The following is a 22,511-nucleotide window of genomic DNA, read 5'->3' on the forward strand; positions in this document are numbered from 1 at the left end:
ATCCCTCATTCTTAATAGAACCTATTTTAACACAGAATTTTGTGCAAAAAAAAAACCAGCCTTAACGGCCGATTTTATTAAACTTCGAATTATCAATCCACTTCAGGACAATATATAAAAGACCTGTTTGGTAAACCAAACTAAACGCCTCTTTGGTAAGTCTTGGGATCAATAATGCTGGATAAGGAACATTTGTCATCATGTGAATCCACAAGGTGTTCATCCCGGTATTGACGATAACGGTAATCAATAGGACGGTGATGAAAGTTCTCAAAATCGTTACTTTATGGTTATACAACATATATCCATAAATAACTCCAGCGACTAAAGCTGAGAAAGTGAATCCTAAGAAGAATCCACCTGACGATGGCATCACGACGTTACTGATCACATCAGCTAAGACGTTAGCTACTGCAGCTTTAAATGGTCCAAAATAATAACCCAATAATCCTATTGCGATAAAACTGAAGCCAACTTTTAAAGTATTGCTACCAATAGACAGTTTGGATAAAACCATCTGCATGGCAATCAACAATGCCATCCAAGTTACTTCTTGCACGCTTACTACTGTACTTCTACTGTTCATAATCGACATCTCCTAGACGGAGCTGCCACCAGATATAGGCATAGAGACGTATATAAAGTGGCGAATGCGGATACAGGATCGCGAGAAAACTCTTTGTCCGACGTTCAGCATTCCGTTCCATCGGCACTTAACGCCCTGTATCCTACCCCAAATTTTTTAGTACTCGTATATAATATCACTATATTTTGAAGTGGCAAGTAGTTTGTTTGGATTTTATTTATCATTCCACTCAAATTGAGCAACAACGTTCAGGACGTCACCATTTTTAATCCAATGAATAGATTTATTATTCGTATTATCGAGTTTAGCATACGATACCGGATCACTGGCCATATTCAATTCTTTATCGTATTTAATATCCATACTCTTGAGACTGTGGCTGCTGATAAAGTCCATATCTAAAGTGTCGACCATCCAGTCGAAGTAATATGAATTATTAACATGTTTATTAACGTCGATATTGTAATAGCCGATGTGTTGAGCTTGTTCAAAGTCGAATTCATCTGGCACTTTTACTCGAGGGAAACGAACTAACTTAGTCGTCTCTTCTGCACCGAACTTATCTTCCAAACGGTCAGCGGCACTGACGATCTTTCTAGCCTTGATGTCGATCAATACAAAAGCACTGGTAGCTTCCACCATGCGGTTGCCATCCTCATCATCGACCCAGAAGTCACGGTAGAAGAAATACTTGTTGTAGCTCGTAGCTTGAGTAGTGATCTTCAATTTTTGACCAAGTCTAGGCATCTTTTTGACATCCATGTGATATTGCACTACGACCCAGCCTAAACCGTTGTTTTTTACCATTTCCGTACTGTCTGCATCCGCTTGGTGCAATTGCTTCTCCGATGTCAAAAGCATCATATCGACCAAAGCTGACAAACGAATGTCGCCGGTAAAGTTTACAAAATAATATGGTACTTCCATTTCAATAGAAAAAGTTCTCTTCTCTGTCACTATTCTTCTCCAATTCCGTGATAAAGGTTATAAACGTCTTGTTTCTTTAAGCCATTTTGCGTAGCAATTTCTTTGATAGCTTTGTTAGGCTTTTGACCTTGTTTTATCAAGTTATCGACAGCCTTAACTAAATCATCATCTGACTCCATTTGTGTAGCGACTTCTTCTGGTTTGCCAGCAATGATCAAAACATATTCACCCTTAGGATCATTGTCCTGATAATATTCTGCTACTTGATCCAAAGTTCCCCTTAAAAAGGCTTCGTGGATCTTCGTCAATTCTCGAGCTAAGGTAATTTGGCGATCTCCACCAAAATTTTCGATCAAGTCTTGGATCGTCTTTTTGACCCGATAGGGCGATTCATAAACGATAGTCGTCTCTTCACATTGAGCCAGATTGTTCAAAGCTTCCGTTCTTTCTTTACCCTTACGTGGCAAGAAACCGAAGAAATAAAATGGCTGCGGTGCAATACCTGAGGCAATCAACGCCGTAACTGAGGCAGTTGCTCCGGGCAATGGTACGACTGGAATATCAGCTTTGATAGCGGCTTTGACTAACTCTTTACCTGGATCACTGATCGAAGGTGCACCTGCGTCACTGACTTGGGCAATTTTTAGGCCGTCATTCATTTTTTCTATTAATTCTGGAATACGTTGAGCAGTATTATGTTCATGAAAACTTATTAATTCTGTTGGTATTTCAAAATGATTTAATAAATTCTTGGTATTACGAGTATCTTCAGCTGCGACTAGATCTGCATCCTTTAATGTGTTCACAGCCCGAAAAGTCATGTCTTCTAAATTACCAATTGGTGTTGGTACTAAAAAAAGGCAGCCCTTCGAATTATCAACAAAACTCCTTTGTTCCTTCATTCAAATAGCTCCCCTTATCTAATTTTTAACTTTATTCTTTTTGCCTTTTTTCTTATTTCCATATAGTACATCGGTACAGAAGATACAATCTTCATGACTATCGCGATGTGCACCATAGAATTGTTGGCAAACGTGGAATCCTTTGAGGTATAAGTTTTCCAAATTCAAACGTGAATTGGATAATTTATTGCCATCGAAGTCTTCCTCTTCATAACCGCTTTGTTCCAAATGTTTTCTGAGGTTATGATTTTCCATCTTTAACTCTTCTTTTTCTTCCAGAGTTTTAGAAAGTTCTTCCTTGAGTAGTGAAACTTTTTTACTAATATCATTTAGTTGATCTGTGATTGTCTCAAATTCATCATATAAATCTTTATCTGCCATAATCTCACCTACTAATCCACAAATTTTAATGACAAATCTTCTAAAATTGCTTGAAACGATACATTGCTTTTCCACATCTGTTCGGCTGTGAATAAGTCATCGGACATCCCAACGACTCTTTTGATCGATTTTTTATTTAAGATATCCACAGACGTCAATGTTGATTTTTCGAAATTGTACCTAATTGATAATATATCACTAAAAAATTGATTCAACATGTCGAATAACAAATGTTGTTGATCTTTATTCTCAATCAACGGCATGATATCAGTCTGTACGTCGATAAAACAATTTATTTTTTGGTTATTAACTTCTTTTAGCCAATTCGTAATTGCTACGACTAAAGACTGATATTTTTCGCCATCGATACTTTCTAAATATTTAATATCAGTTACACTCAATGCTCTTTGCGCTTGTTCCGCTTTGAAACAAAGCTTGACTAATGAATCGATCTCATCATCGTTGCTCTTATTGGAAAGGTGAAAGATCTGCACTCGTGACTGAATCGTTGGCAACATTTGCTTAGCCGAATCAGCCAACAAGATCATCATCAAGTTTCCTTCTGGCTCTTCGATTGTTTTCAACAAGTTATTGCTGGCGGCATTGGTCATTTTTTCAGCTTCATCAATGATCAAAATCCGTCGTTTACCTTGTGTGGCCGTCATACTAGCTTCTTTTTTGAAAAACTTAATATCATCGACACCGATGCTCTGTTTGTCGGTTTTAACTTCCAAGACATCGGGATTGTCGCCCAAAGCAATCGTCTGACATTTTTGACAAGTTTGATCCGGCGCGCCATCTTTTAAATTGTCGCAGAATTGACTTTGAGCCAGCCAAATTGCCATCTGATGTCTGATCTTTGAAGAGGCGCTGTCGATCAAATAGGCGTGCGACAACATATTGGCGGAGATAGCCTTTTGAAATTCATGAACAACCTTGGGTTGCTCTTCTACTAAACTCTCCATTTTAGAATCTCACGAATTTATCGACAGGCAAGATGAAACAAGTTGCGCCACCGACTTGAACTTCAACGGGATCAGTCATGCTTGAAGCGGCTTCTGGCATCATGAACGTTGGAGTAACAAATTGTGTTCTAGTGTGACAAGTCTTTTTAATGACATCCAAGGCTGCGTCGACTTTTTCTTCTTCGACACCAATCAAGAATGTACAGTTACCAGCCTTCAAGAAACCACCAGTTGAAGGTAGTTGTGTGGCTCTGAAGCCACCTTTGACCAGTTTAGTTTGAAGATGTTGACTATCCTTATCTTGGACAATGGCTAAAATTAATTTCATAATTTATTCTCCTTTGTTAAAAATTTCAGGAAATCTGTTCACAATAACTGCCAAAGCATCGCTGACAACTTTTTCAGGAGCTTGTTCGGCATTGATTTTCTTAATACGTTTAGGGTTATCCTTGACTATTTGTTCATATGAATCATAGACCCGATCGTGGAAACTGATGGCTTCCTTTTCCAAACGGTCCATTTGACCTTCATGGTCTTTACGAATTCTCGCTAAACCAACTGCTGGCGTAACGTCAAAGTAAATCGTCAAATCCGGCAAGTGGCCGTCGATAGCAAAGTCATTGATCTCAGCTACTTCTTTCGTACCGATTTCACGTCCGCCACCTTGATACGCGATTGAACTGTCAACGAAACGGTCGCTCAACATGATTTTATTTTCTTTTAGTGTTGGCAAAATAACATCGATCAAATGTTGACGTCTAGCCGCTGCGTACAACAAGGCTTCCGTCCGAGGATCCATTTCTTCATCATGAATATCCAAAATGATCTTTCTGATTTTTTCAGAAATGGGACTGCCACCAGGTTCTCTGGAAAGCACGATCTCTTGGTCGGTCTTTTCCTGCAACAGTGGCATTAATTTTTTGAGAGCAGTTGTTTTTCCTGCCCCATCTGGTCCTTCAAATGATATAAATATTCCTGACATATAATAATCTCTCCTAGATGATTACTACTATTTTACTTGAAAATACAAATAAATGAAACTTTAGCTCTTAGATATACTCTAAAAAGACGGTAGATTGTGGATAACTTATTCCCCTTTTTAGTTAAAGAATTTTTTACTTCCCGTCTTCCATGAAATTTCGTTAGACGCTGGAACGCTGCGAGAGCATCTAACGAAATTCCATTCCAGACTAATTCCCACTAATATGTAAATCCTATCTAGAATGAATGATAGTATTCTAAATAATACTTATCCGTCTCCTTGTATCTAAATAATCTATAACTAAACAGATAATTAAAAAGAATCTATACCATTATTTCATTGGTATAGATTCTTTCTTCAATTAACACTATTTCATTTTTACCAGTGTTTTTCAGCTCGGCTTGGTTGTCTTAAAAAAGTATCTTCTTCGCCAAAGATAATATTAGTCGTAGCCTTAGCGGTAGCTTTTCTTCTTCTAGCTTCTAAGTACAAGAATTGATATTTCAACTGGTCCAATTTTAAGTGGACTCTTGTTGTGTCATCCACGTCAACTGAATTGTTGATCATTCTCTGTGTATTACCAATTCTTTGTTGAATCTGATGAATATTATTTAAAAGGCGATCATTTTCCATTTGTTGGACGGTTACTTTTTTTCTACCAAACATGCTAAATCTCCCTGCGACCTAGAACGGCACTCTTTAGAGTCATTTCATCTGCATATTCGATATCAGATCCGACAGCTAATCCATGTGCTAATCTAGTTACTTTTATTCCTGCTGGCTTAACTAATTTGGCTAAATATTGAGCCGTTGCTTCCCCTTCTGGAGTTGCGTTTGTAGCGAGGATCAACTCTTTGACGTTTTGATTCTCCTTCAAACGGTTCAGCAACAACTTGATATTCAAATCTTCGGGACCAATACCATCAACTGGCGACAAGACGCCTCCTAAGACGTGATACAAACCATTGTAGCCATTCATGTCATCGAGCGACATGATATCTTTGGCTTGTTCTACGACTAGGATCGTTGATTGGTCACGATTCTTATCACTGCAAATTGAACAAATCTCATCAGTAGTGATATTGCCACAAATCTTGCATGATTTTAAATCGGTTTTGGCAGCAATCAAATTCTTAGCGAATTCATCCACTTGGTCTTTATCCATTCCAAGGGTGAAAAATGCCATCCGGGTTGCGGTTTTGCGACCGATTCCGGGTAACATCATATAACTATCAATTAATTTAGAAATTGGTTCTGGATATTTCATTACATCAACCCGTTTGTGTATTTGCCTAGTTTGGTGCTCTTATCCTTATCTACGGCATCGAAGGCATTATTTAGTGCATCGATCAACATATCTTGCAATGTGTCAGGATCATCAGGATCAATGATCTTGTCATCGATTGTAAGGTCAGCAATCTTCTTTTCACCAGTAACTTTGACAACTACGAAGTCATCAACTGACTTGCCTGTGTATTCTGTCTTGTTCAATTCTTCAGTAGCTGCTTGAACTTCTCTTTGCATCTTTTGGGCTTGTTTCATAATGTTGGCCATGTTGCCACCCATTCCACCCATATTTGGCATACCTTTACTCATAATAAATTCCTCCTAGTCGTCTTTTACATCCACTACATCGCTACCGAATAATTTTAATGCTTCATCAACGGTAGGATCAGTCTTTTTAGTTTCTTTCTTAGATTTTACATTGTCTTTACTGTTCAAATCAATATTATTGTCAATATATTCTTTACGTATCTTAGGCCAATCGGCTTTAGGTACTAAAACGATCTGACAATCTTTTTTCATTAGTCGACTTGTATTGTCGCTGAGTTCTTTCAAAAAGTCCATATCATCTTGAACTTGTTCGAACCACATTGCGTAATCAAACGCCACGACGATACCTTCAGACGAGGCTGCCACTGGTTCAGCGACCTTCATCATAGCACGTTGTGTGATTGAAAGCATACTCATTAGGTCCGGCCAAACATCACGAGCATTCATCAAATCATCTTTTGTCGCACTGCCCAAGACTTTGTAAATCGCTGTTTTATTTAAGCGAGCATTAGTATTGGAACGGCGGCGAGTTTTTGGCTTAGGTTGGACTGGAACTTGAACGCCTTTGGATAAGCCCTGAACCTCATTTTGAAGATGTGAGATCTCGTCACGTAACTTGTCGATCTCAAGGTTTTCTGATTCACCGTTGGCTTCTTGGGGAGCTTCGCTTGGAACTTGAGCAACTTTGGGCTCACTGATCTTGACGGTTAAAATTTCCATATAAATGTCAGTCTGATTCGAGTTCTTGAGATTCTTTTGCGTTGCACTGACTTGGTCGACAATGTAAAACAAGCGTGTATTGTCGAATTTGTCCGCAATATCAAGTAACTCTTGGGTCATCACTGAATTGTCCATCTGCTTTGATAAATCTGAATTGGAATTGTACAAGATCAAATTACGGCAGACGCGAATGATCATTTCTGTAAAACGCAAAGCTGAACGCCCACTGGCTAAAATTTGATACAAACTTGTCAAAGCTTCAGCTGGTTGGTTGTCCGCAATTGCCGTCATGTATGAGACGATTTGTTCGTTGCTCAAGGCACCAGTAACTTCTTGGGCATTTTTCAGAGTCAATTCATCATCGCCATACGACAAAGCTTGGTCCAAAATACTCAAAGCATCACGCATTCCACCTTCAGCTGAGGCGGCAATAATATTCAAAGCTTCTTCATCATAGACGATTTTTTTATCATCCAAAATGTAAGTCATCCGCTTCAAAATATCTTGCTTAGAAATTCTGCGGAAGTTGAAGCTTTGCGTTCTAGAAATAATTGTTGCTGGGATCTTTTGTGGTTCGGTTGTTGCCAAAATGAACATAACATTTTCAGGTGGCTCTTCTAGTGTCTTCAATAAGGCATTGAAAGCACCCTGAGAAAGCATATGAACTTCATCAATAATATAAACTTTGAATTTGGCTTCAGTCGGTGCATATTTAACCTTGTCACGAATATCACGGATCTCTTCAACACCGTTGTTAGAGGCGGCATCGATCTCGATCACATCATTCAAACGATTTTCGTTAGCAGCCTTGCAGATTTCACATTCGTTGCATGGTTCGCCATCGTGTGGATTCAGACAGTTGACTGCTTTGGCTAAGATTTTGGCACAAGAAGTCTTTCCTGTACCACGGGGACCACTGAACAAGTAGGCATGACTGGTCATATGACTAGCGACCGCATTGCGCAATGTCTGCGTGATTACTTCCTGGCCGATTACATCAGAAAAAGTTTGGGGACGCCAAACTCGATATAGTGCTTGATATGCCATTGTTTGCTCCTTAAAAAATTCGGATATCTAAATTTTAACACAAAAAAACTCCTAACCCTTACAGATTAGGAGGCTAATTTACATAACAAAAGGCACATGGCACACCTTACTTAGTGCTGCTTTCTTCCGAACCTGACACGATTCACAAGAGCACCATTGCCCTAAGGCCTTGCGGCAATAACTATAATACTATAAATCAGTGAATTATGCTACTTTTTGCGTCTAATTTCCCGAAAGAAATTCTGTAATAAAGCAGCCGTCTCGTCAGCTTTAACATTGGCGAGGACCTCTGGTTGGTGATTGTAGCGCGTTTCAGCCAATAAATTATTGATTGAACCAACTGATCCGGCCTTGGGATCGCTGGCTCCAAAAATAACTTCTTCGATGCGACTGTTGATAATCGCTCCGGCACACATTGGGCATGGTTCCAAAGTTACGAACAAGCTAGTATGCTCCAAACGCCAACTGCCAACTTTAGCACAAGCCTCTTCGATCGCAATGATCTCCGCATGCTTGATGGCATTTTGGGTCTCTTCACGTTCGTTGGAACCTCTACCGATCACTTCACCAGTCGTATTATCGACGATCACGCAACCGATGGGCACTTCTCTTCTAGTCTCAGCTTTTTTGGCTTCAGCGATTGCTAAATCCATGTATTCATTTATTTTATCTTCTGAAAATATCATTTTAACTAATTAAGTTGGTTACTTTCTTCTCTAAGTATTTTGGAAAAACTGGTGCTTTGATTTTTAATTGATCTTGTTCCTTTTGTAAAGAACTAAGGATATCAAGCAATTCTTTCACTTGGGTATCGGATAAAGTTCCCACGAATTCCATCAATTTCTCATTACCGTGAAGATATTTTTCAACATAAGATTCCAATTTTTCACGGTCTTTTTTTACTGCACTGTGTTGCATATGTTTAACTAATGCACGTCCTGCAAAGAATGATCCAGTTGAAATTGCGGATAAAATTATGCCGATAAATATTTTTTTCTTCATAAGTAAACGCCTCCAATATGAATATACCATATTAGAGATTAATTTAAATTAATTTACTTTTTAAAATATAATAACCTTTATCACGAGTAACAACTTCAACATTGCCAAAAGTTTTATCCATCAACTTCTTAGCTGAAGGTGCTCCTTGTTTCTTTTGTAGCACGATCCAAAGTTCCCCATTTGGTTCCAAGTAATCCTTTGATTCAGCCAAAATAGCCGTCACAACGTTCTTACCAGCTCTGACAGGTGGATTTGAAACGATCAGTGCATACTTATTCGAAACATTTTGGTAAACGTCAGATTCAAAGATCTCAACATTATCAATATTGTTGTCGGCTGCATTTTGTTTAGCCAATTTCAAAGCCCGTAAGTTCACGTCGACCATTGTTGTTTGACGAGTCTTTTGTTCCTTGGCCAAAGCTAAACCAATTGGACCATAGCCACAGCCGACATCCAAAATATTGCCAGCTGGGATATTGGAAAAATCGACTGCTTCGATCAAGACTCTGGAACCATAGTCGATCGTCTGTCGTGAAAAGACCCCACTGTCTGAAATGAAGTTGAGGTTGTGCTTGCGCAAAGTGAAATCGAATTTCTTCAGTTCGTGCTCCAAATCGGGATCATTTTCAAAGTATTGATTAGCCATATCTTTCCCCTTCCTTTATTTTAGGGTAAAAAAAAATCCTCTTACGAGGATTAATTTTAACATAAAGTTATTACTTCAATGTAACTGTTGCACCAACAGCTTCAAGTTTAGCCTTCATGTCGTCAGCGTCAGCCTTAGCAACGCCTTCCTTGATAACCTTAGGAGCACCATCAACAAGGTCCTTTGAGTCCTTCAAGCCAAGTCCTGTGATACCACGAACTTCCTTGATAACCTTAACCTTTTCTTGACCTGCTTCTGTAAGTTCAACGTCAAATGAGTCTTTTTCTGCAGCAGCGTCGCCACCAGCAGCACCGGCAGCAGCAACTGGAGCAGCAGCCTTAACGTCAAATTCTTCTTCGATAGCCTTAACAAGGTCGTTAAGTTCTAGGATTGAAGCATCTTTTAAATCATCAATAATCTTTTGTGTATCTAAAGCCATTATTGTATCCTCCAAATAATTGAGTTTTTTTGTTTTAAATTAAATTAAGCGGCAGGTTCGTCGTCTTTTGAGTCTGCAACGGCCTTAACAACCATAGCAAAGTCGCGAACTGGAGCTTGTAATACAGATACCAACATAGATAGCAAGCCATCTCTGTCTGGTAGTGTTGCAAGTTCTTGAATTTGTTCAAGAGTTGCTGCTTTACCTTCGATGATACCACCCTTGATTTCAACGGCGTCAACATCTTTGGCAAACTTAGCTGCTATTTTAGCAGGTCCAACAGGATCTGTTTCTGAATAAGCAATAGCTGTAGGTCCAACGAAGTATTCTTCTAGGCCTTCAACACCGGCTTTTTCAGCTGCACGTCTCAAGATTGTATTCTTAACGACTTGCATTGTAGCACCTTGTTCACGTAATTCAGCACGCATTTCTGTAGCTTGTTCAACAGTTAGACCTAAGTAATCAACAACGATTACTGATTTTGCGCCAACTAGTTGTTTAGCAATTTCATCAACTTGTGCTTGTTTTGCTGCTAATACATCTTGCTTCATTATTACGTTTCACCTCCACAATTTTTTAGTTAATTATCTACAAATTTCGGCTTAAAAATAATAAAATCTCTGTGCCCAAGGGACACAGAGATTAAGTGAAATAATCTTCTGGCCTCGGCAGGATATTAAGACTTTCATCACCTGAGTCTTCGGTAGAAATCAACTATATTAATCTATCATTATTTTGGTAGTTAGTCAACACTAATTAAGCGTTAACTTTAAGACCAGGTCCAAATGTAGATGTCATGTTTACACTAACAACATATGCACCCTTCAATGATGCAGGGCGAGCTTTTAAGATTGTTTCGTTGAAAGTATTGAAGTTTTCAACGATCTTAGCTGTATCAAATGAAATCTTACCGATTGGTGCGTGGATAAGACCGTTTGAATCTACACGGTATGTAACTTGTCCGGCTTTAATATCGTTAACAGCCTTAGTAACATCCATTGTAACTGTACCTGTCTTAGGGTTAGGCATCAAACCTTTAGGTCCAAGAACACGACCTAAACGACCTACTTTAGCCATCATTGGTGGTGTTGCAACGGCAACATCAAAGTCCAACCAGCCATCTTGAATCTTTTCAACAAGGTCATCTGAGCCAACAACATCAGCACCGGCTGCTTCAGCATCCTTAGCTTGTTGTCCTTCAGCGAAGACGATAACCTTTTGTGTCTTACCAGTACCGTTAGGTAGAACAACGGCACCACGAATTTGTTGGTCAGCTTGCTTAGGATCTACATCCAAATTGTAAGCAACTTCAACAGTTGCATCAAAGTTAGCAAAGTCAACCTTCTTTAATAACTCAACAGCTTCTTCAGCAGTATAAGTTGCGTTTTTATCTACTTGTTTTAGAGCTTCTGTATATTTTTTTCCATGCTTAGCCATGCTAAGTTCCTCCTTGCTTTGTGGTCTATGCGGAGAATAATATTTTCTCCTCCCACTTGTTAAGAATGCTTTCACATCCCTGTAACTGCGAAAATTTAGTCTTTTACTTTACTTCAAAGCCCATACTTCTTGCAGTACCAGCAACCATACGCATTGCAGCTTCAACACTAGCAGCGTTTAGGTCTTTCATCTTGGTTTCAGCAATTTCGCGAACTTGGTCTTCAGTAACTGTGGCAACCTTGTTTGTGTTAGGTTCGCCAGAGCCCTTTTCAACGCCAGCAGCTTTCTTCAATAGAACAGCAGCTGGTGGTGTCTTAGTAACGAAATCGAATGAACGGTCTTCATATACTGAGATAACAACAGGAATAATCATTCCTCTTTGATCTTGTGTACGTGCATTGAAGTCCTTTGTAAAGGCAACAATGTTAATACCAGCTTGTCCTAAAGCAGGACCAACTGGAGGAGCTGGAGTAGCCTGTCCAGCAGGGATTTGTAATTTTACTACGTTAGCAACTTTTTTAGCCACGGTGCATACCTCCTTGTTCCGTGATGTGGTCATGATGAGAATCTAAATTTTCTCTCCCACATGTATGTCTCAAAAACATACCGTTATATAGTAGCACGGCCTACTAAGATTAGCAATAAGTATTATTATTGTTTTTCAACAGATGTGAAGTCTACTTCAGCAGAAGTCATACGACCGAACATATCAACGTCGACCTTGAGTTTTCTGTGTTCGTCATCGATTTCAGTAATCTTACCAGTCATATCTGAGAAAGCACCGTCAGTGATCTTAACTACTTCGCCCACTTCAAAGTCTGATGGTTTTTGTGAATCCATACCGAATTGACTCAAAATGTTGTCAATTTCTTCTGGTAATAGTGGAGCAGGTTTACTACCCGAACCGTGACTGCCGACAAATCCGGTAACACCTGGTGTATTACGAACGATAAACCATGATTCATCAGACATAACCATTTCTACTAGAACGTAGCCAGGGAAAGTTTTTTCCATTTCTTTCTTTTCTTTACCGTTCTTCATTTTTGTTTCTTCTTCTTCAGGAACAACTGCACGGAAAATGTAATCTTCCATACCCATTGATTGAGCACGTGATTCAAGATTTTCCTTAACTTTGTTTTCGTAACCTGAATAGGTATGTAGTACATACCATTGTTTTTCGCCAGCTTCAGCCATAATTTCCTCCAAAAAATTCAAAATAAAAAAACTCCGAACTAAGGTCGAAGTTTTTCTCGTTGATAATATCATAGCAAATTTTGCTACGTCTTACAATCTATTTACCCATTACAAATGTTTGTAATAGAGAAATTAGTCCCCAATCCACTAAAGCAAAGAAGATTGCGTACATTAATGATGTAGCGACAACAGTCCATGTATCACGTCTGTTTTCTTTGAATGTAGGCCAAACGACTAATTTCATTTCTTTATTGACACTACCAAAAAATTTAAATAGTTTCATTTGTTCCTCCAGAATTATCTTGTTTCTTTGTGCAAAGTATGTTTACCACAGTGTTTACAGAACTTCATGATCTCTAGACGTTCTGTACGATTAGGGTTTTCTGTAACTGTGTAGTTTCTTGAACCACAAACAGTACAAGCAAGTGCGACTTTTCTTAATCCCATTGTTTATCTCCAAAATCCAATTTATATCTTAATCTTTTTAATTGTATACGTTCAGATATAAATTGTCCATTGCAAACTCATGACAAATCAGTCGACGACTTGCCTTTATGTAACTTAGCTTGGGCTCTGTAGATAGCCGAATCAATTTTTTTCATATCGTATTTAGTTTGTTTTTGTAAATCTTCTTTAGATAATTTTCCAATTAAATATTGGAAAGCTAACAACTCTAGTTCGCTGAATTCAACTAGAACTTCTTGTAATTGTTTTTGGATGATTATACGACTACTGTCATTGATAGCACCGACATCAGCCTGTTCAGCCAATGGCACTGACTCAAGTGGCTTAGTACCAATGTTAGCTCTTCTCTTATGAGCATTGTCACGTCTGATACAGTCGACAATATAATTTTTAAATCTAAGTTTAAAGAAACTACCGAATTTTGATCCGCTATTTCCATCAAAAATCAAACAAGTCTGATAGCAAACTAACAAGGCATCTTGATACCAATCATTTGCTTCATAATTATTGATGAAAAATTGTGAACGCAGATTATTGACCATCGGTTGATACTTTTCAACTAAATTAACAAGAGCTGCTGAATCATTGTTTTCTTTGACGCATTCAATCCATAGCTGTTCTGTAGCTTCATTCATTTAGACTTTTTTACGGATAATAATTTTATGGTTATAGAATAACATCTGTCTATACCAGATTGTAAGCGAACGTACGTTTACAAAAAAATAGTATGAAATATAATTTACGAAATTATATTTCATACTATTAATTAAGCATTACGTGAAGCAAAAGCTTGATACAACAAGATACCAGTAGCTACCGAAGCATTCAAACTTTGTACATGTCCCACCATAGGAATATTCAAGGTTTGATCGGCTTGTTTAAGAACTAATGGTGAAATACCCTTACCTTCATTACCAATGATCAGAGCGATGGCCCCTTTGGCATTCCAGTTACGGTAGTTGTCACCTTCCATAGCCGTACCAAAGACCCAAACGTTACGTTTCTTTAGGTCTTTAATAGTATTAACTAAATTAGTTACGCGAACGACTGGCACGTGTTCAATCGCACCAGTTGACGTCTTAGCAACGGTTGAAGTCAGTCCGGTTGAACGATGCTTAGGTACGATAATACCATCGACACCCACAGCATCAGCGGTACGCATGATTGAGCCCAAATTGTGAGGATCTTCGATCTTATCAAGGATCAAGATGAAAGGATCAGTCCCCTTCTTTTCGGCACTCTTGAAAATATCTTCCAATTCAGCGTATTGATAAGGAGCCACATAAGCTGCCATCCCTTGGTGATTGCCACCATTACTGATGTCGTCCAACTTGTTCTTAGGAACTTCTTGCACGATCAAACCATCACGTTTGGATAACTTGATAGCTTCACCAATATGTTCACTAGAAAGTCCCTTTTGAACGAGAACTTTATTGACACGTTGATCTGCAGTTGCGGACTTCAATAGTTCAATTACGGAATGTACTCCGTAAACTAATTCATTTTCTTCTAAATTGTTACTGTTGTTACGTCTATTCGAATTGTCTGTCATCGGCTTCACCTGTCTCCACTTCGTTTATGCACCACTGTGCTAATTCTTCTACACGTGCTTTGTTACCAGTAATATCTAAATAACCAAAAAGTGCTTCAAAACCAGTTGACATATGATATGTGACGACACTTGTATTCTTAGCTTTAGTATATTTTTTCGCATTGCGTCCGTTCTTATAAATTCTGATCTCTTCGTCAGACAAAACGTCCTTGTCGATCATCAGAGTTATCAAAGAAGCTTGAGCTTTCGCCGAAACGTAATGCTTGGCTTGTCTTTGTAGTTCATTCACTTTAGAAATATTTTTGTTCAAGAGATGTTCACGAATATAAATTTCATAGACCGCATCTCCTAAATATGCCAAAGTTACTCCGTTCAGTTGCTTAACATCAGTCATTAATATGCCACCGTGTTCCTTGTGGTGTATCTTCGAGAATTACACCCATATCTTTTAGTTGATCACGTAACTTGTCGCTGGTAGCAAAGTCTTTGTCTGCCCGAGCTTGGTCACGTTCATCGACCATCTTTTGAATTTCATCGGAAAGATCTTTTTGATCATCCAACTTCACGCCCAAAATACTTGTCAAATCAACCATAGCTTTTAGGATAACATTTGCAGGAATTTCCGCAACCGTCTCTGAAGCAGCGTAGTTGTTTGCCAAACTGACTAAGTTGAATATTTCCGTCAAACCATTTTGAACGTTGAAATCGTCGTTCATGGCTGTCTTAAAGTCAGTTTCAATCTTAATTACTTGAGCTTTGATATCAGCATCGTCATCGTCAGTAGCGCCATCCAATCGGAACTTCAAATTGTTATAAGCTGTCTTGATCTTATTCAAATTATCGGCTGCTTTTTGAAGATTTGATTGAGAATATTCCAATGGTCGACGATAGTGCGTTGATGACAAGAAGAAACGTAAAACTTGTGGGTCAGTTTTCTTAACTAAATCATGGACCGTCACAAAGTTTCCAAGTGATTTACTCATCTTCTCGTTGTTCTCAACCGTTACGAAACCATTGTGCATCCAATAGTTGACGAATTTTTGACCAGTCTTAGCTTCACTTTGGGCAATTTCATTTTCGTGGTGAGGGAATTCCAAATCTTGACCGCCACCGTGAATGTCAAAAGTATCACCTAAATATTTAGTCGACATGACTGAACATTCAATGTGCCAACCGGGACGCCCTTCGCCCCAAGGCGAATCCCATTTGATCTCGCCTGGTTTAGCTTTCTTCCAGAGCGCAAAGTCGATTGGATCTTGTTTCTTAGCAAATTCAGCATCGCCAACGTGTTCGGAAGCACCTTCAACTAATTGATCGATATTTTGATCAGAAAGTTCACCATAATGTTTGAATTTTCTAGCCCGATAGAAGACATCCCCTTGTGATTCATAGGCGTAGTCTTTGGCAACTAAGTCCTTGATAAAATCGATAATTTCCGGAATGTTATCAGTAGCTCGTGGATTGATAGTGGCTCTTTGGACGTTGATCGCATCGATATCTTCATAAAAAGCTTTGATGAAACGATCAGCTACTTCAGGAACGGTGATCCCTTCACGGTTAGCCTCTTTGATCATCTTGTCATCAACATCGGTAAAGTTGGAAACAAACTTAACTTTGTATCCTAAAAATTCCAAATAACGGCGGACGGTATCAAAAGCTACGATCGAACGAGCATTCCCGATATGAATGTAATTGTAAACCGTGGGACCACAGACATACATGTGAACTTCATTCGGTATTATGGGCTTAAATTCTTCCTTCTCACGAGTCATTGTATTGAAAATCTTTAACATACATTTCACCTACCTAATAAAAAAGAGGCTGGAGGCAAAACTAAGTTTTCCTTCAACCTCTCTCTTTAATTTTTTTCTGTTTTAAAAATCTTAGTTCATTTCTGCAAGAGTCTTCTTGATGTTACTAATAGCAGCATCTTTACCGAACAATTCGATAGTTTCAGCGATTGCAGGGCCATGCATAGTTCTTGTAGCTGCGATACGTGCAGGCATGTATAGTTTTCTACCCTTAACGCCAGTATCAGCACGAACTGATTGGATAGCATTCATGATTTGTGTGGCTGTGAAACGATCTAGATTTTCTAGCTTGCCTAACAAGTCATTGATAGCTGTCTTGGCATCGTCATCTTCAAGTTCTTTTTGTTCGTCGTCTGTTAGGTGTTCTGGTTGGTTAAAGAAGACATCTGACAAGTCAACGATTTGTTGTGTGTAACTCATTTGTGGCATGTAAAGTTCTGTCAAGTGACGGACCCATTGGATCTCATCAGTTGATGGGTTGGCTTGAATACGTTTAGCTTCGATCAAGTTAGCAATTACTAGATCAGTAATTTCTGAAACATCGGCACTCTTAACGTATTGGTTGTTGACCCATTCAAGCTTCTTTTGATCGAACTTAGCAGGTGATTTACTCAAACGGTGTTCATCGAAGATCTTGATGAATTGCTTGCGTGTGAATAATTCATCTTCACCAACTGGTGACCAGCCCAATAGAGCAATAAAGTTAAACATAGCTTCTGGTAAGTAACCTAATTCACGGTATTGTTCGATGAATTGGAGAATTGATTCATCACGCTTACTTAATTTCTTACCAGTTTCAGTATTGATGATAAGTGTCATGTGACCGAACTTAGGAGCTTCCCAGCCAAGTGCTTCGTAGATCATCAATTGTTTTGGTGTGTTAGCAACGTGATCATCACCACGAAGAACATGAGAGATTTCCATCAAGTGGTCATCAATAACAACGGCAAAGTTGTATGTAGGCATACCATCACGTTTTTGAATAACCCAATCGCCACCGATTGTATCAGAACCGATTGAAACTTTACCCTTTACGATATCGTCCCATTCATAGTTCTTACCAACTGGTACGTGGAATCTGACAACTGGTTGTAAACCAGCATCTTCGGCCTTTTTAATTGCAGCAGCCTTTTGTTCTTCAGACATGCCTTCGAATTCGTATTCGTAGTGAGGCATTTGACCATGAGCTTCTTGGTCTTCACGCATCTTTGTTAGTTGTTCTTCAGTCAGATATGATTTATAAGCCAAGCCCTTTTCAAGTAATTCATCAATGTATTTTTGATAAATATCTTTTCTTTCTGATTGACGATAAGGACCATAGTCACCACCGACATCTGGACCTTCATCCCAATCAACGCCAAGCCATTTAAGGTTTTCTAGTTGACTCTTTGTACCACCTTTAACGTTACGTTTTGTATCAGTATCTTCGATACGGATAACGAAAGTTCCCTTGTGACTACGTGCGAACAAGTAGTTAAAGATAGCTGTTCTAGCGTTCCCAATGTGCAAGTGACCTGTTGGACTTGGTGCATATCTTACACGAATTTTGTTATCTGACTTTTTTGCCATTTCTTTGTTCTCCCCTTTTATTTCTCGAGTTGTTTCTATTCGAATTCCGGTTGCCATTATTATTGGAACGGTTCTTGCCGCTGCCTTTGTTCTGACTAGCGGAATTCTCCTTGGCACTACTCTTTTCCTGGATACCATGCATTGAATGTTTAGGTTTTGCAAAAATCATTTTACCAGCATCAGTCTGCAATGCACTAGTTACGATGACATCAATACTCTTGTTGATGAAGTATTTACCTTCTTCAACGACGACCATTGTTCCATCTTCTAGGTATGCAACACCTTGTTCTCTTTCAGTACCCTCTTTAATAACTTTAACAGTCATCGTCTCGCCTGGCAAAACCATCGGTTTCAAAACTTTGGCTAATTCGTTAATATTGAGGACCTGAACATTCTGAAATTCACTTACCTTACTTAAATTATAATCATTTGTGATGACAGCACCACCGATTTCTTTAGCTAATTTAAGTAATTTCATATCAACTTCTGGAATATTATCATAATCACGCGTCGTTGTCTCATAGTTGATGGTTTGATCCATCTTGATCTCGTTTAGGATATCCAAGCCACGACGGCCACGTTCACGCTTTTGATTGTCACTGGAATCGGAGATCAGTTGTAATTCATGAACCACGAAGTCCGGGATCATCAACTTACCTTCCAAAAATCCAGTCTGAGCTAATTGGTGGATACGACCATCGATAACAACTGACGTATCCAAGATCTTGTATGGATAAAAATCCTTTTTAGCTGAACGACGAGTTACTTCGCCTTCTGGGGCTATCTCGCTGTTTTTATCGTTTGCTTTATTGTTATTACTATTGTTTCGTCTAGAAATTGAGAAATTGTTCCAATCGTTACGACGACTAGTTCCCATTCTAAATCCTAACCATCCGAAGACGATCATCAAGATTACTGGGATCACATTTGAAAACATATTGTGCATCATATAGAACGGTATCGAGATGATGTTAGCCAAAACCAAGCCACCGATCAAGAAACCTAAACCATAAATGATCCAACCTGGAGATCTAGAGTTCAAATATTTTTCGATTCGTTGGTTCAGATCCATCACTGGTTTAACAAACAAGAACGACAAGAAATAAAATATAATACATCCAATAAGTCCGTCAAAATAGCCGTTATTGACAAAAGCAATTCCTGCTAAACCTGAAACTTCCCACAAACTAGGTAAAACTGTAATTCCGACAGCGATACCTAATAGTGCAAAGATAATGTTTATTACTACTTTTCGCATAAAAACCTCCTTAATTAAAAATTTTATGCATTGCATCCGCTACGGTACTAACACCGATTATTTGTATTTTATTATCTTTGGCCCAATCGCCAAGATTATTCTTAGGAATAAAAATCCGCTTGAATCCTAATTTTTCTGCCTCATTGACCCGTTGGTCGATGCGGTTGACCCGACGTACTTCACCTGTCAAACCAACTTCACCAACAAAACAGTCGGTCCCAGGAATACCTTTATTCTTATAACTGGAAGCGATCGACATTGCCAATGCCAGATCGATTGCAGGTTCATCAAGTTTGACCCCACCAGTTGATTTCAAATAGGCATCCTGATTTTGAAGCATCAAATTACCACGCTTTTCCAAAACCGCCATAATAACAGATACTCGGTTATGATCCAATCCGGTAGCCGTCCGTTTAGCATTTCCAAAAACAGTCGGCGTGATCAACGATTGAATCTCTACCAAAATTGGTCTCGTACCTTCCATGGAAACTACCACAGCTGAACCATTAGTATCAGCTAAACGTTCTTCTAGGAAAATCTCTGATGGATTAGCAACTTCCACCAGACCTTGAGTCCGCATCTCAAAGATGCCGATCTCATTAGTTGAACCAAATCGGTTCTTAACTGAACGCAAAATTCGATAACTGTGGTGTGTGTCCCCTTCAAAGTATAGAACAGTATCCACCATATGTTCCAAAATTTTTGGACCGGCAATGGCACCGCCTTTAGTAACGTGTCCTACGACAAAAATAGTTATGTTTTGTTGCTTGGCAATATTCATCAACTCGGCCGTTACTTCTCTGATTTGAGAAATACTACCGACGGCTGAAGTGATCTCAGGCTCATCCATTGTCTGAACTGAATCGATGATCAAGAAATCTGGGTGCATTTCGTCGATTGTTTGGCGAATGTAACTCATATCAGTTTGAGGGTAAAGATATAAGTTGTCGCCACTGATATTCAATCGATCGGCCCGCATTTTGATCTGCGAAGCACTCTCTTCACCAGAAACATACAAAACTTTGTCGCCATCTTTAGCCAGTTGACCGGAAACTTGCGTTAAGAGCGTTGATTTACCGATTCCGGGATCCCCACCAATCAAAATCAACGAACCCGGTACGATACCGCCGCCCAAAACTCGATTCAATTCGTCCATATCAGTCTTAACGCGGGGTTCTTTTTCAAAAGATACCTCATCGATTTTAACTGGTTTGGCTTCACGGTCACTGACGCGCCGACTCGGAGTAGCACTAGCTTTGGCCGCTTCATTGTGCTCTACTTCTTCAACCATTTGGTTCCAAGAGCCACAATTAGGACAGCGTCCTAAATATTTGGGTGATACATAACCACAATTTTGACAAACAAATTTTGTTTTAGCTTTAGCCAATAAATTAGTTCCTTTCCATTATATTCCTGAAGAACCAAATCCTCCATGACGAACGTTGATTCCACCTTCATCGTCATCAGTTGTTAAATACTTGATGAAAATTCCTTGAGCCAAACGTTCGCCCTTCTTTACTTTGTAGTCCACTGGGAAAAAGTTGATCAATTGTACAAACAATTCCCCTTCGTTGCTACTATTATTATAGTAGTCAGCATCAACTACTCCAATACCGTTAGGAATCGACAAGCCACGCTTCAAAGGATTGCTGGAACGGCTGGCAATGATCAACACTTCATCGTCTTGCATAAATGCTTTGATACCAGTAGGCACCAAAACTGGCTTGATAGATTTTTGAACTTCAGCTATTTTGGTATCGTCCATTTTGCCCTTGTTGAGCAAAAATTTCAACACATTCAAAACTCCAAATTTCCAAATTGAAGGTACTACAAAATCTTGTGCACTTTCAATATCATAACCGGCAGCATTTTTAGTTTGACGAACCGGAAGATTGATTCCCTGACCTTCGTATTTTGTTACAATTTCAAATCCACGTTTTTTTGTCAAATCGAAAACTCCTTAAGCATTAGATAACTAAAATAATAGCATTTTAACCGCTATAAGACTATTCATAACGCTGACTTTCTTCATATAATAGAGTAGTATAAAATTAAATTAATTAAGCAGGAGGTAGTTATATGGAAATGAAACATGAGGATGGTCGTTTCTATCTCGAAGATAACGGCGAAATGATTGGTGAAATAACTTATTCTAAAGTTAAAGATGGCGTTATTTCGCTCGACCACACATATGTCAGTGACAGTTATCGTGGTCAAGGATTGGCTGGAAAGCTTTTCAATGCAGCCGTTGACTTTGCTGATCTAAAGAGTCTTAAAATCGTACCCATTTGCGAATATGCTAAGGCTGCTTTTGAGAAGAAGCCAGAAATCAGATTTTTATTGACGGAAAATTACCAAAAGCTATTAAAGGGGGAAAATTAGTTGGATCAAAATGAATTAAAGAAAGCCGTTGGAATCAAATCCGTCGACTATATCAAGAGCAATTCTGTCGTTGGACTCGGAACTGGTTCCACAGTTTACTTCATGATCGAAGAACTTGGTAAAAGATATCAAGCCGGTGAAATCAAAAACATCGTTGCCGTCACTACTTCATCACGTTCTGAAAAACAGGCAAAATCTTTAGGTATTCCTACCAAAGATCTCAATGACGTCGACCACATTGACTTGACGATCGATGGTGCCGATCAAATCGACAAGAATTTTCAAGGTATCAAGGGTGGCGGTGCTGCTCACCTACTCGAAAAGATGGTCGCAACTAACTCCACTAAGAACATCTGGATCGTTGACCAATCAAAAATGGCCGATACTCTCGGCAGTTTCCCATTGCCACTTGAAGTTATTCCCTTCGGTTGCGAAAAGACTTTTGAGGATCTTCAAAGAGAAGATCTTCATCCCGAATTCCGTTTGGATGACAAAGGTGAACGCGTCTTAACGCACAACAAGAATTATGTCATCGATCTAAAAATGGGTTCAATCACTCACCCACATTTGTTGGCTGACTGGCTCGATCACCAAGTGGGAATAGTTGCACACGGACTATTTCTTGATATAGTTAATACTATTATCGTTGGTTACGATGATGGTCCAAAAGTAATCGATAATATCAGATAGAG

31 protein-coding genes, 1 other RNA gene, 1 riboswitch and 1 other annotated feature are annotated in these 22,511 nt (G+C 39.0%); of the genes, 2 read left to right on the forward strand and 30 right to left on the reverse strand.

From position 1 onward, the window contains the following. Positions 1–61: 61 nt before the first annotated feature. From FD29_RS09965 to FD29_RS10100, 30 genes are all read right to left on the reverse strand, one after another. Positions 62–586 carry a folate family ECF transporter S component gene (locus FD29_RS09965; RefSeq protein WP_057888785.1) on the reverse strand — a complete coding sequence of 175 codons (525 nt, stop codon included), beginning with the start codon at positions 584–586 and terminating at the stop codon, positions 62–64. A 56-nt stretch (positions 587–642) separates the two neighbouring features. Further along, positions 643–738: riboswitch (THF riboswitch) on the reverse strand. A gap of 61 nt (positions 739–799) precedes the next feature. Then, positions 800–1,543, reverse strand: a complete 744-nt coding sequence (locus FD29_RS09970) for an acyl-[acyl-carrier-protein] thioesterase (RefSeq protein WP_057888786.1) — start codon at positions 1,541–1,543, stop codon at positions 800–802. Then, positions 1,543–2,415: a 16S rRNA (cytidine(1402)-2'-O)-methyltransferase gene (gene rsmI, locus FD29_RS09975; RefSeq protein WP_057888787.1), complete on the reverse strand. Its 873-nt coding sequence runs from the start codon at positions 2,413–2,415 to the stop codon at positions 1,543–1,545. The genes FD29_RS09970 and rsmI overlap by 1 nt, the downstream gene beginning before the upstream one ends. Before the next feature lie 18 nt (positions 2,416–2,433). Then, on the reverse strand, positions 2,434–2,796 hold the full coding sequence (locus tag FD29_RS09980) for an initiation control protein YabA (RefSeq protein WP_057888788.1): 363 nt from the start codon (positions 2,794–2,796) through the stop codon (positions 2,434–2,436). 11 nt (positions 2,797–2,807) lie between these two features. Beyond that, positions 2,808–3,761: a DNA polymerase III subunit delta' gene (locus tag FD29_RS09985; RefSeq protein ID WP_057888789.1), complete on the reverse strand. Its 954-nt coding sequence runs from the start codon at positions 3,759–3,761 to the stop codon at positions 2,808–2,810. A 1-nt stretch (position 3,762) separates the two neighbouring features. Beyond that, entirely contained in the window at positions 3,763–4,089 is a 327-nt protein-coding gene (locus tag FD29_RS09990; RefSeq protein ID WP_057888790.1) for a cyclic-di-AMP receptor, read from the reverse strand. 3 nt (positions 4,090–4,092) lie between these two features. Beyond that, on the reverse strand, positions 4,093–4,743 hold the full coding sequence (gene tmk, locus FD29_RS09995; protein ID WP_057888791.1) for a dTMP kinase: 651 nt from the start codon (positions 4,741–4,743) through the stop codon (positions 4,093–4,095). Positions 4,744–5,121: 378 nt separating this feature from the next. Further along, on the reverse strand, positions 5,122–5,409 hold the full coding sequence (locus FD29_RS10000) for a YaaL family protein (protein ID WP_057888792.1): 288 nt from the start codon (positions 5,407–5,409) through the stop codon (positions 5,122–5,124). Position 5,410: 1 nt separating this feature from the next. Beyond that, the gene (gene recR / locus FD29_RS10005) at positions 5,411–6,010 is read right to left on the reverse strand and encodes a recombination mediator RecR (RefSeq protein WP_057888793.1); all 600 of its coding nucleotides are present in this window, start codon (positions 6,008–6,010) and stop codon (positions 5,411–5,413) included. Beyond that, the gene (locus tag FD29_RS10010; RefSeq protein ID WP_222593573.1) at positions 6,010–6,318 is read right to left on the reverse strand and encodes a YbaB/EbfC family nucleoid-associated protein; all 309 of its coding nucleotides are present in this window, start codon (positions 6,316–6,318) and stop codon (positions 6,010–6,012) included. Before FD29_RS10010 ends, recR begins: the two co-directional genes overlap by 1 nt. A gap of 33 nt (positions 6,319–6,351) precedes the next feature. Beyond that, positions 6,352–8,064: a DNA polymerase III subunit gamma/tau gene (gene dnaX / locus FD29_RS10015; RefSeq protein WP_057888795.1), complete on the reverse strand. Its 1,713-nt coding sequence runs from the start codon at positions 8,062–8,064 to the stop codon at positions 6,352–6,354. 83 nt (positions 8,065–8,147) lie between these two features. After that, positions 8,148–8,230: signal recognition particle sRNA small type (ffs, locus tag FD29_RS11305), an RNA gene on the reverse strand. Positions 8,231–8,273: 43 nt separating this feature from the next. Then, complete coding sequence (locus FD29_RS10020) at positions 8,274–8,750, reverse strand: nucleoside deaminase (protein WP_057888796.1); 477 nt, start codon at positions 8,748–8,750, stop codon at positions 8,274–8,276. Position 8,751: 1 nt separating this feature from the next. Then, a complete protein-coding gene (locus FD29_RS10025; protein WP_057888797.1) occupies positions 8,752–9,066 on the reverse strand; it encodes a hypothetical protein in 315 nt (104 codons plus the stop codon). A gap of 43 nt (positions 9,067–9,109) precedes the next feature. Continuing rightward, positions 9,110–9,712, reverse strand: coding sequence for a class I SAM-dependent methyltransferase (locus FD29_RS10030; protein ID WP_057888798.1), 603 nt, complete (start codon positions 9,710–9,712; stop codon positions 9,110–9,112). Between the two features lie 70 nt (positions 9,713–9,782). Beyond that, complete coding sequence (gene rplL, locus FD29_RS10035; protein ID WP_057867318.1) at positions 9,783–10,151, reverse strand: 50S ribosomal protein L7/L12; 369 nt, start codon at positions 10,149–10,151, stop codon at positions 9,783–9,785. A gap of 44 nt (positions 10,152–10,195) precedes the next feature. Then, complete coding sequence (rplJ, locus tag FD29_RS10040; RefSeq protein ID WP_057888799.1) at positions 10,196–10,702, reverse strand: 50S ribosomal protein L10; 507 nt, start codon at positions 10,700–10,702, stop codon at positions 10,196–10,198. Positions 10,703–10,753: 51 nt separating this feature from the next. Continuing rightward, positions 10,754–10,873, reverse strand: a sequence feature (ribosomal protein L10 leader region). A gap of 34 nt (positions 10,874–10,907) precedes the next feature. Continuing rightward, entirely contained in the window at positions 10,908–11,588 is a 681-nt protein-coding gene (gene rplA, locus FD29_RS10045) for a 50S ribosomal protein L1 (RefSeq protein ID WP_057888800.1), read from the reverse strand. A 103-nt stretch (positions 11,589–11,691) separates the two neighbouring features. Then, complete coding sequence (gene rplK / locus FD29_RS10050; RefSeq protein WP_057888801.1) at positions 11,692–12,114, reverse strand: 50S ribosomal protein L11; 423 nt, start codon at positions 12,112–12,114, stop codon at positions 11,692–11,694. 125 nt (positions 12,115–12,239) lie between these two features. Continuing rightward, a complete protein-coding gene (gene nusG, locus FD29_RS10055) occupies positions 12,240–12,782 on the reverse strand; it encodes a transcription termination/antitermination protein NusG (RefSeq protein WP_057888802.1) in 543 nt (180 codons plus the stop codon). A 97-nt stretch (positions 12,783–12,879) separates the two neighbouring features. Next, positions 12,880–13,065, reverse strand: coding sequence for a preprotein translocase subunit SecE (secE, locus tag FD29_RS10060; protein WP_057888803.1), 186 nt, complete (start codon positions 13,063–13,065; stop codon positions 12,880–12,882). Between the two features lie 14 nt (positions 13,066–13,079). Further along, positions 13,080–13,229 (reverse strand): 50S ribosomal protein L33, encoded by a 150-nt coding sequence (gene rpmG / locus FD29_RS11310; RefSeq protein ID WP_083477843.1) that lies wholly within the window; start codon positions 13,227–13,229, stop codon positions 13,080–13,082. Positions 13,230–13,306: 77 nt separating this feature from the next. Then, on the reverse strand, positions 13,307–13,882 hold the full coding sequence (locus FD29_RS10065; RefSeq protein ID WP_057888804.1) for a sigma-70 family RNA polymerase sigma factor: 576 nt from the start codon (positions 13,880–13,882) through the stop codon (positions 13,307–13,309). A 131-nt stretch (positions 13,883–14,013) separates the two neighbouring features. Beyond that, positions 14,014–14,799: a 23S rRNA (guanosine(2251)-2'-O)-methyltransferase RlmB gene (gene rlmB, locus FD29_RS10070; protein WP_057888805.1), complete on the reverse strand. Its 786-nt coding sequence runs from the start codon at positions 14,797–14,799 to the stop codon at positions 14,014–14,016. Next, a complete protein-coding gene (locus FD29_RS10075) occupies positions 14,780–15,193 on the reverse strand; it encodes a Mini-ribonuclease 3 (protein WP_057888806.1) in 414 nt (137 codons plus the stop codon). The genes rlmB and FD29_RS10075 overlap by 20 nt, the downstream gene beginning before the upstream one ends. Then, a complete protein-coding gene (cysS, locus tag FD29_RS10080; protein WP_057888807.1) occupies positions 15,186–16,592 on the reverse strand; it encodes a cysteine--tRNA ligase in 1,407 nt (468 codons plus the stop codon). Before cysS ends, FD29_RS10075 begins: the two co-directional genes overlap by 8 nt. A gap of 90 nt (positions 16,593–16,682) precedes the next feature. Then, positions 16,683–18,179 carry a glutamate--tRNA ligase gene (gene gltX, locus FD29_RS10085; RefSeq protein ID WP_057888808.1) on the reverse strand — a complete coding sequence of 499 codons (1,497 nt, stop codon included), beginning with the start codon at positions 18,177–18,179 and terminating at the stop codon, positions 16,683–16,685. Continuing rightward, positions 18,160–19,437 carry a PIN/TRAM domain-containing protein gene (locus FD29_RS10090; protein ID WP_057888809.1) on the reverse strand — a complete coding sequence of 426 codons (1,278 nt, stop codon included), beginning with the start codon at positions 19,435–19,437 and terminating at the stop codon, positions 18,160–18,162. Before FD29_RS10090 ends, gltX begins: the two co-directional genes overlap by 20 nt. A gap of 10 nt (positions 19,438–19,447) precedes the next feature. Continuing rightward, positions 19,448–20,824: a DNA repair protein RadA gene (radA, locus tag FD29_RS10095; protein ID WP_057888810.1), complete on the reverse strand. Its 1,377-nt coding sequence runs from the start codon at positions 20,822–20,824 to the stop codon at positions 19,448–19,450. Between the two features lie 18 nt (positions 20,825–20,842). Next, positions 20,843–21,385 (reverse strand): dCTP deaminase/dUTPase family protein, encoded by a 543-nt coding sequence (locus FD29_RS10100; RefSeq protein ID WP_057888811.1) that lies wholly within the window; start codon positions 21,383–21,385, stop codon positions 20,843–20,845. 131 nt (positions 21,386–21,516) lie between these two features. Between FD29_RS10100 and FD29_RS10105 the strand changes: the two genes are divergently transcribed. Continuing rightward, positions 21,517–21,819: a GNAT family N-acetyltransferase gene (locus FD29_RS10105; protein ID WP_057888812.1), complete on the forward strand. Its 303-nt coding sequence runs from the start codon at positions 21,517–21,519 to the stop codon at positions 21,817–21,819. Beyond that, positions 21,820–22,509 (forward strand): ribose-5-phosphate isomerase RpiA, encoded by a 690-nt coding sequence (rpiA, locus tag FD29_RS10110; protein ID WP_057888813.1) that lies wholly within the window; start codon positions 21,820–21,822, stop codon positions 22,507–22,509. Positions 22,510–22,511: the final 2 nt, after the last annotated feature.

Origin of the sequence: Companilactobacillus mindensis DSM 14500, assembly GCF_001434275.1 — a bacterium.
Lineage (GTDB): Bacteria > Bacillota > Bacilli > Lactobacillales > Lactobacillaceae > Companilactobacillus > Companilactobacillus mindensis.